Source organism: Pseudooceanicola lipolyticus, from assembly GCF_002786325.1.
In the GTDB taxonomy this organism is placed as follows: domain Bacteria; phylum Pseudomonadota; class Alphaproteobacteria; order Rhodobacterales; family Rhodobacteraceae; genus Pseudooceanicola_C; species Pseudooceanicola_C lipolyticus.
The window spans coordinates 22,213-28,893 of the sequence record NZ_PGTB01000040.1; the positions used below are offsets into that span (position 1 = coordinate 22,213).

At 66.0% G+C, this 6,681-nt stretch carries 9 protein-coding genes; 4 read left to right on the top strand and 5 right to left on the bottom strand.

Annotation, left to right across the window (positions count from 1 at the left end; genetic code table 11):
- Positions 1 to 16: 16 nt before the first annotated feature.
- Positions 17 to 970, top strand: a complete 954-nt coding sequence (locus CVM52_RS11775) for a hypothetical protein (protein WP_100162693.1) — start codon at positions 17 to 19, stop codon at positions 968 to 970.
- On the opposite strand, the gene CVM52_RS11780 is transcribed toward CVM52_RS11775, so the two are convergent.
- The 3 genes from CVM52_RS11780 to CVM52_RS11790 are packed head-to-tail and all read right to left on the bottom strand — an operon-like array spanning position 967 to position 2,593.
- Complete coding sequence (locus CVM52_RS11780; protein WP_100162694.1) at positions 967 to 1,146, bottom strand: hypothetical protein; 180 nt, start codon at positions 1,144 to 1,146, stop codon at positions 967 to 969. The two genes, CVM52_RS11775 and CVM52_RS11780, sit on opposite strands and share 4 nt — an antisense overlap.
- A gap of 20 nt (positions 1,147 to 1,166) precedes the next feature.
- Positions 1,167 to 2,303 carry a WD40 repeat domain-containing protein gene (locus CVM52_RS11785; protein ID WP_100162695.1) on the bottom strand — a complete coding sequence of 379 codons (1,137 nt, stop codon included), beginning with the start codon at positions 2,301 to 2,303 and terminating at the stop codon, positions 1,167 to 1,169.
- On the bottom strand, positions 2,300 to 2,593 hold the full coding sequence (locus CVM52_RS11790) for a hypothetical protein (protein ID WP_100162696.1): 294 nt from the start codon (positions 2,591 to 2,593) through the stop codon (positions 2,300 to 2,302). Before CVM52_RS11790 ends, CVM52_RS11785 begins: the two co-directional genes overlap by 4 nt.
- Before the next feature lie 50 nt (positions 2,594 to 2,643).
- Here CVM52_RS11790 and CVM52_RS11795 point away from each other — a divergent pair, with 50 nt between their 5' ends.
- The 3 genes from CVM52_RS11795 (at position 2,644) to hemP (ending at position 4,307) form a co-directional block, all read left to right on the top strand.
- Positions 2,644 to 2,916: a hypothetical protein gene (locus CVM52_RS11795; RefSeq protein WP_100162697.1), complete on the top strand. Its 273-nt coding sequence runs from the start codon at positions 2,644 to 2,646 to the stop codon at positions 2,914 to 2,916.
- Positions 2,917 to 3,413: 497 nt separating this feature from the next.
- Positions 3,414 to 3,944, top strand: a complete 531-nt coding sequence (locus CVM52_RS11800; protein ID WP_100162698.1) for a hypothetical protein — start codon at positions 3,414 to 3,416, stop codon at positions 3,942 to 3,944.
- 210 nt (positions 3,945 to 4,154) lie between these two features.
- The gene (gene hemP, locus CVM52_RS11805; protein WP_100162704.1) at positions 4,155 to 4,307 is read left to right on the top strand and encodes a hemin uptake protein HemP; all 153 of its coding nucleotides are present in this window, start codon (positions 4,155 to 4,157) and stop codon (positions 4,305 to 4,307) included.
- Positions 4,308 to 4,553: 246 nt separating this feature from the next.
- Here the strand turns inward: hemP and CVM52_RS11810 are convergent, their stop codons facing one another.
- Together CVM52_RS11810 and CVM52_RS11815 are read right to left on the bottom strand one after the other, a co-directional pair.
- Positions 4,554 to 5,963, bottom strand: a complete 1,410-nt coding sequence (locus CVM52_RS11810) for a TRAP transporter large permease (protein ID WP_100162699.1) — start codon at positions 5,961 to 5,963, stop codon at positions 4,554 to 4,556.
- A 3-nt stretch (positions 5,964 to 5,966) separates the two neighbouring features.
- The gene (locus CVM52_RS11815; protein ID WP_100162700.1) at positions 5,967 to 6,608 is read right to left on the bottom strand and encodes a TRAP transporter small permease subunit; all 642 of its coding nucleotides are present in this window, start codon (positions 6,606 to 6,608) and stop codon (positions 5,967 to 5,969) included.
- Positions 6,609 to 6,681 lie beyond the last annotated feature (73 nt).

A 6,681-nucleotide genomic window follows, 5' to 3' on the forward strand; every position in this document is an offset into this window, starting at 1 on the left:
AAGGCCTTGCAGCGATATGACCCAGGACCCACCGATCGGCGGCATTATCCCCTTGGACGGCGCGGCGCCGGAACTGGCCTATCCCGGCCTGTCGCCGCAGCTTTTGGCGCGGGTCAAGCAATTGTGGTCCGCCGCCGGCATCGAATTCGACAGCCATTGGCGTCTGGGCCTGCGCAGCCTGCCCGGGTTTCGCGCCCTGCCCCGGATCGATCGCGCCACCAGCAGCACCGATGTCGACCTGGTGTTCCTGTTCGATCAATGCGTGATCTGGGTGCGGGCGCTGCAGGCGGCCGCCGATCTCGGGCGCCAGCAGCAGATCGACGGCCTGACCGGGGCGCAGTGGCACGGGCTGGCGGCGCTTTCGGCGCGGCTGACCGAGCAGTTGGCGGCGCTGCGCCTGCTGGCGCTGACCGACCTGCCGATGCCCGCCATGCAGATCGCCCGCGCGGTTTCGGAAGATGTCGACATGACCCTGGTGCTGTTGATCCGCCGCAAGCTGGCCGACCGGTTCGCCGAATGCCGCAGCGTCGAAGAGGCCAGCGCCTTCTGGCGCCGCCATATCGCCGGCGGGCGCGCCTTCCGCAGCATTTCGGAAAAGCTCTATACCGTCGGCATCGACCATTCCGCCGACACCGACTATGCCAAATGGCGCAAATCGGTGCTGACCACGTTGGGGGCGGCGGTGCACAGCAACGCGCTGAGCAGCGGCCCGGCCAAGCGGGGCGAAGGCAATGTGCTTCTGAATGGCGACAGCCTGCATTTTGCAACCTTCCGCATGCATGAGTTATGTGCCTTTGCGCAGCTGGTGGCGCCCGACCTGACCGGCGCGCTGAAAACGGCGGCCAAGGGCCGGCCCTCGGCCAGCCCGCTTGCCGCGCTGGCCGCGCCGATGAACGCGATCCTGGTCAATCAGATCCCCAGCCTGTCGGCACCGGCCTCCGGCGCCGACCAGGCGGCCAGACGCCACTAATGCTTGAGGTTGCCGGACTGGCCGAGGCGGTTTTCGGCCACCCAGCGCGCGGCCAGCACCAGCGCCCCGGCGGCAAAATCCTTGCCATGTTCCGCCACCATCTCCTCGGCCACCTTGGCGAGTTGCTGGAAAAAGCGGTCCTTGCTTTGCTCTTCGGCGGACAGCGCTTGGGTCATAGGTTTCCCTCCCTCGGGTCTTACTTGAACATATTCGCGGGGAATGTCGCGATGGCCAGGCTGCCATCCGCCCCGCCAATTGCCAGATGCGCCCCGTCCTGCGACCAGGCCATCGCGTTGACCGCGGCGCCGGTGCCTTCGCGCACCAGCATCTCGTCGGGATGCGCGATGCGGCACAGCATCACCAGACCGGTCGCATAGCTGACCGCGCAGAGATCGCGGCTGGTATGCACCGCCACCCGGTCCACCAGAGTGAGCCCCGGCTTGCCGGTTTCGATCGGGGTGCCGGGATGATCGCCAAAAGGCAGATCCGGCAGGCGCCAGCCAACCACGCGGAACGCCCCCGAGGCGACCAGCGCCGCGCCGGCCTCGCTGAAACCGACGCTGTGGACCGGGGCGGGAAAGTCGGTAATCCGGTCGGCCGCGCCGGACCTTGCATCGACCAGCAGCAGCGACTTGTCGGTGCAGCCTGCGGCCAGCCAGCGCTGGCAGGGCGACCAGGTAAATTCGGTCACCTTGCCGTCGCAGGCCAGGGTGGTCTGCACGGCCAGGTCCTGTCGGGACAGGATGCTGACCTGCCCCGCGCCCCAGCAGCCCAGCCAGTTTTCATCGCCCGACACCGCGATCCGGGCCACCGTATGCGGCAGGTCCAGCCCGGTCAGCGCCGCGCCGCCATCTTCGGACATCAGGGTCAGGCGATCGCCCTGGGCCAGCACGATCTGGCGGGCGCGGGGCAAACTCGCCAGCGCGGTCACCGGATCGTCGCCGATGCCATTGACCGCCAGCGTCTGTCCGCGCGCGGTGGCGCGCCAAAGGGTTCCGTCCTCGGCCTGGGCAAAGGCAAAGCCCTGCGCGCCCAGCCGGCAGGGCAGCACCTGGGTCTGCGCCACCGGCGCGTCGCTGACCACCGGCGGCGGCAGCGGTTTCGACCGCGGCCGGATGCTCGCCCGGCCGGTATCGGCCTCGATCCGGACGCGGGAATCGGGGCTTTCGGCATCTTTGACCGAAACGAAGGCCAGACGCCCGTCGGCCAGAACCGCGGCCAGCGCGCTGCCGCTGGCATTGAATTGCACCGCGTGCACCGCGCATCCCAGGTCCCAGTTGCGGGCGATCAGGTCGAACAGGGTCATCGCTTGTGGGGGCTTGTGCTGTGTCATGCGCCTTCCTCTTTCACGGCGGCTTCCAGCTCGTCATCGAGCCGCGCAAGCGCCTGTTGCAGCCGGTCGATCCGGGCCATGTTGGTCTCCAGCGCGGCCTGGTTGCGCGCCTGCGCGGTGTCATGGTTGCCATGTTCGACACCGTTGCGGTCGTCTTTCATGTCCAGCACCATCAGCCCGCTGGCCTTTTGGGTCAGCCGCAGCTGAGTGGTATTGGCTGCGGCAATGGCCTGGATGGTTTGCATCCGGTCCTGCAGGATCTCGTCGATGCGGCGCGATTGACCTGTCATGCCCGCCCCCGATACACGGTGGCCGCGCTCACTGGTGAAAGGACAAGGCAATGACCGATCCCGCCGATCTGCGGTTCTTCCAGGCCCTCAAGCAGGTTTGCGACCGAACCGAGGCCATCGATCAGCCCCTGCGCCAGACGCTGGCACGCGCGGTGCAGACCGGCGACCCGCAGGACCTGCGGGCCGCGCGCCAGGCGGTTGACCGGTTGGACCCGGCGCTGCACTCCGACCTGCTGCGCCAGGTGCATCTGCACATGGCCACCGACCTCTCGGCGATCTGGGACGCCTTGCCCGGTGCCCCGGGCAAACAGCGCCCGAACTGAGCGGTAACGCGGGCGGAAGTGGCCCTCGATATCGGCATCTTCGCGCATGTGAACGTCCCTCCCCGGCCGCCGTTTTTCGCGTGCGGTAAAGGTTATCCCAGCGGCGGGCCGGCGCAATGAAATCCGCAGAAAACCGGTGGTTTCCGACGGCGGCGGCGCAAAAGTGTAAACTTGCGTTACGGTCTCAGCTTGCCGGTGTAACACCCTGTTTCAAAGCCGTTTTCGCCGCAGCGCAGAAGATTTTCTGAACATCATAAACACCCGAATCACCTGCCGGATTCACCCCCAGGTCTCCAGGCGCCTCCGGAAGGCCGGACAGCCCGAATTGCGCCGCTGCCCAGGCGCCCGCGACGGCATGGTGGCGGCCCTGCCGCCCCGCCATTCGGACAAATTCTTTACAAAACCGGACCTCACCGGCACCATCTGTGTATATTTTCACTGTCAGGCCCCGATCCGCGCGGTAGGTCCGGCACATCCGCCCTTTATGCGAGACCGCAATGCAATTTATCGATCAATCCGCCGCCTATACCCGCAAATCCATTACGCTCGACAAGGCGCTGGCCGCTGGTCGGGCCAAGCTGACTGCCGAACCCGGCAGCGACAAGCTGGCCATCTGTTTCCGGCCCGAGTTGAAAATCGCCATCGCCTTTGATCTCGATATCGACGACCGGGTGGATTTCAAAACGCTGCCGACACCGGACAAGCTGGACCTGATGATCGACGATCTGCTGCCGCGCTTCTTCCATCCCGACCTGCTGCCGTTGACCGGGCGCGCGGTCTGGCATGTGCGCTTTGTCATCGATGGCAGCCACCGGCGCACGCTGCGGCTGGACGATCGCGGGTTGCATGATGTCAGCCGCGACGATCCCCCGGCCGAGGTCGAGCTGGAGACCGACATTCTGACCCTGATGGCGCTGCTACGGGCCCAGATCGCCGAGTTCCACCACACCCGTCCGCCATATCCGCAGGTGCCGCGCAGGGCCGAGGACGGGGACGAGGATTTCGACGACGAGGTCTGGGGCAACTGAGCCCCACCCCCCTTATATTTGAATGTTCACATCGCGCGCGACGGAGATTGCGGCTGCTTTTGCGAGGGCGGTTCGGGGCGCTTGACAATTCCGACAAAAACACTCAGTTTTGGCGAAATCCAGCCACCCTGCCTGCATGACGGGGAAGCCCGATTCAATATATTCAGGAGCCTCGACATGCAGACCACGCGCTTTGCGGCCGATCAAAACATGCGCCCCCGCCCGGCCGATGCCGGATCGGAACCGCCGCTTCACGATGCCAACGATCTGACCCGCGGCGGCAACCTGGCCTATATCCAGCTGGCCGATCAGCTTTACACGCTGCGCATCACCCGCGCCGGAAAGCTGATCCTGACCAAATGACCGGGCCCGACACCCGGCGACGGTGCATTGTGGTCTCGCGCGACGTGTAAGCCGGGCCGGCGGCGGACCGTGGGATGCCGCTGCACCGGCTGAGCGACAGCGCTTTGTGGTGCCAGAAACCTCTCAGCTTTGGCAAATGCGCCTTCGGCAACCAAGCGGCAGCCCGACGCGACGGTCTGCTGCTGGCCCGGCGCCTTCGGCTTGAGTCCGGGCCTGGGATGAAAGACCGCTTTGTCCCCTGCTGCGTCAGCCGCCGCTGGCCAGCCGCGGCAGGTACAGCACGATGCCCGGGAAAGACACCAGCAGCGCGATGGTGATCGCATCGGCGATGAAAAACGGCGTCACCCCGCGGAACACGTCCTGGACCGAGATGTCCGGCCGAACGCCGGCCACCACGAAACAGTTCAATCCGATCGGCGGCGTGATCAGGCAGAACTCGGCCATCTTCACCACCAGGATGCCGAACCAGATCGCGCACATCGGCCCGGACATGCCAAAGGCGCTGTCCTCGGCGCTGACGAATTCGCCGCCATTCAGCGCCATCACCGCCGGGTAGACCACCGGCAGGGTCAGCAGCAGCATGCCGATGGCATCCATGAACATGCCCAGCACCGCATAGGCCAGCAGGATCATGATCAGGGTGATGATCGGCGCGTGTTCCAGCCCGGTGATCCAGTCGGAAAACGCCCCCGGCAGATCGGCAAAGCCCAGGAACCGCACATAGATCAGCACCCCCCAGATGATGGTGAAGATCATCGTTGCCAGCTTGGCGGTTTCCAGCAGCGCATCTTTCAGCTGGGCCCAACGCATCCCCTTGATCAGCGCCATCACGAAGACCACCGCCGCCCCCAGCGCGCCGCCCTCGGTAGGGGTGCCCCAGGCATCGCCGCCGAACGGGTTGTAGATGAAGAAGATGATGATGAAGACCACGAAGAAAATCGGAAAGGCCGGCGGCAGCGCCCTCAGCCGCTCGCCCCAGGTGAACCCGCGCACCGGCGGGCCGAAACGCGGCAGGGTCAGTGCCAGCGTCACGATCAACCCGCCATAGACCACCGCCGAAAACGCCCCCGGAATAAACCCGGCCAGCAGCAGCTGACCGACATTCTGTTCGACGATGATGGCATAGATCACCAGGATCGCCGAGGGCGGGATCAGCGAGGCCAGCGTGCCGCCCGCCGCCACCACCCCGGCGGCAAAGCGTTTGTCATAGCCCACCTTCAGCATCTCGGGGATGGCGATGCGGGCAAACACCGCCGAGGTCGCCACCGAGGCGCCCGACACCGCGGCAAAACCCGCGGTGGCAAACACCGTCGACACCGCCATGCCGCCGGGCAGCCAGCCGACCCATTTTTTCGCCGCGTCGAACAACGCCCGGGTCAGCCCGGCATAATAGGCCAGATAGCCGATGAGGATGAAGGTGGGGATCAGGCTCAGCTCCTGGCTGGCGATCTTCGAATGCGGCACCTGCCCCGCGGTCTTGACCGCCACGCCCAGGGCCCAGCCCAATTGATCCGGGTCATAGTCGCGCTTGGCCCAGAAGATCCACAGCAGCCCGACCAGCCCGGCCAGCCCGGCGGCAAAGGCCACGCGCATGCCCAGGACGACCAGAACCAGCAACCCGGCCGAGACCCACAACCCGATTTCGATGGAGGACATGGTTCAGTCCTCCCCGTTGCGGGCGCCCGAGACGTGCTGCGCCTCTTCCGCCGCGAGTTCGGCGGCGCTCTTGACCAGCGGCACCGCCACCGGCTGGGTCGCGCCCTCGGCAAAGGCGCGGGCATAGCCCCACAGTTGCAGCAGCAGCCGCAGCGCCAGCACCGAAAACGCCACCGGCGCCAGCAGCTTGGCCGGCCACAGCGGCAGCGCGATGTCGATCGAGCTGTCGGAACTGCACAGCGGCCGGGTACAATCGAAGCTGCGGTCGAAATGCGCCCAGCTGCCCCAGATCAACAGCAGGATCAGCGCCAGCGTGGCCAGCGTGGTGATCAGCTCGGCCAGCCACAGCGTCCGGCCCTTCATCTGACCGATGACGATATCCATGCGGATATGCCCGCCATCGCGCATGGCGTAGGAAATGCCCATAAAGGCGATCAGCGGCATGAATTGCTGGATCCAGTCGACATAGCCGGGCAGCGGCGCGTTGAACAGGTTGCGCCCGCCCACCGACACCACCGCCAGCACCATCAGCAGCAGCACCGCCAGCCCCGACAGAAAGGCCAACACCTTTTCGACCGCGTTAAAGCGCCGGTCGATCCGGCTCAGCGTGGAATCGTCGCTCAGGACCGAAAGCGCTCCCGCCATCCTTGTGTGTTCAAGATCGGGCATACTGAGAATGCAGGTGGGACCCCGTTCCATCCCGGGGAGGTAGATCCCG

Excerpts from the sequence above, each read along its gene's own strand:
- CVM52_RS11775 (WP_100162693.1), top strand. The coding sequence starts at position 17 with ATGACCCAGGACCCACCGATCGGCGGCATTATCCCCTTGGACGGCGCG.
- CVM52_RS11780 (WP_100162694.1), bottom strand. The coding sequence starts at position 1,146 with ATGACCCAAGCGCTGTCCGCCGAAGAGCAAAGCAAGGACCGCTTTTTC.
- CVM52_RS11785 (WP_100162695.1), bottom strand. The coding sequence starts at position 2,303 with ATGACACAGCACAAGCCCCCACAAGCGATGACCCTGTTCGACCTGATC.
- CVM52_RS11790 (WP_100162696.1), bottom strand. The coding sequence starts at position 2,593 with ATGACAGGTCAATCGCGCCGCATCGACGAGATCCTGCAGGACCGGATG.
- CVM52_RS11795 (WP_100162697.1), top strand. The coding sequence starts at position 2,644 with ATGACCGATCCCGCCGATCTGCGGTTCTTCCAGGCCCTCAAGCAGGTT.
- CVM52_RS11800 (WP_100162698.1), top strand. The coding sequence starts at position 3,414 with ATGCAATTTATCGATCAATCCGCCGCCTATACCCGCAAATCCATTACG.
- hemP (WP_100162704.1), top strand. The coding sequence starts at position 4,155 with ATGCGCCCCCGCCCGGCCGATGCCGGATCGGAACCGCCGCTTCACGAT.
- CVM52_RS11810 (WP_100162699.1), bottom strand. The coding sequence starts at position 5,963 with ATGTCCTCCATCGAAATCGGGTTGTGGGTCTCGGCCGGGTTGCTGGTT.
- CVM52_RS11815 (WP_100162700.1), bottom strand. The coding sequence starts at position 6,608 with ATGGCGGGAGCGCTTTCGGTCCTGAGCGACGATTCCACGCTGAGCCGG.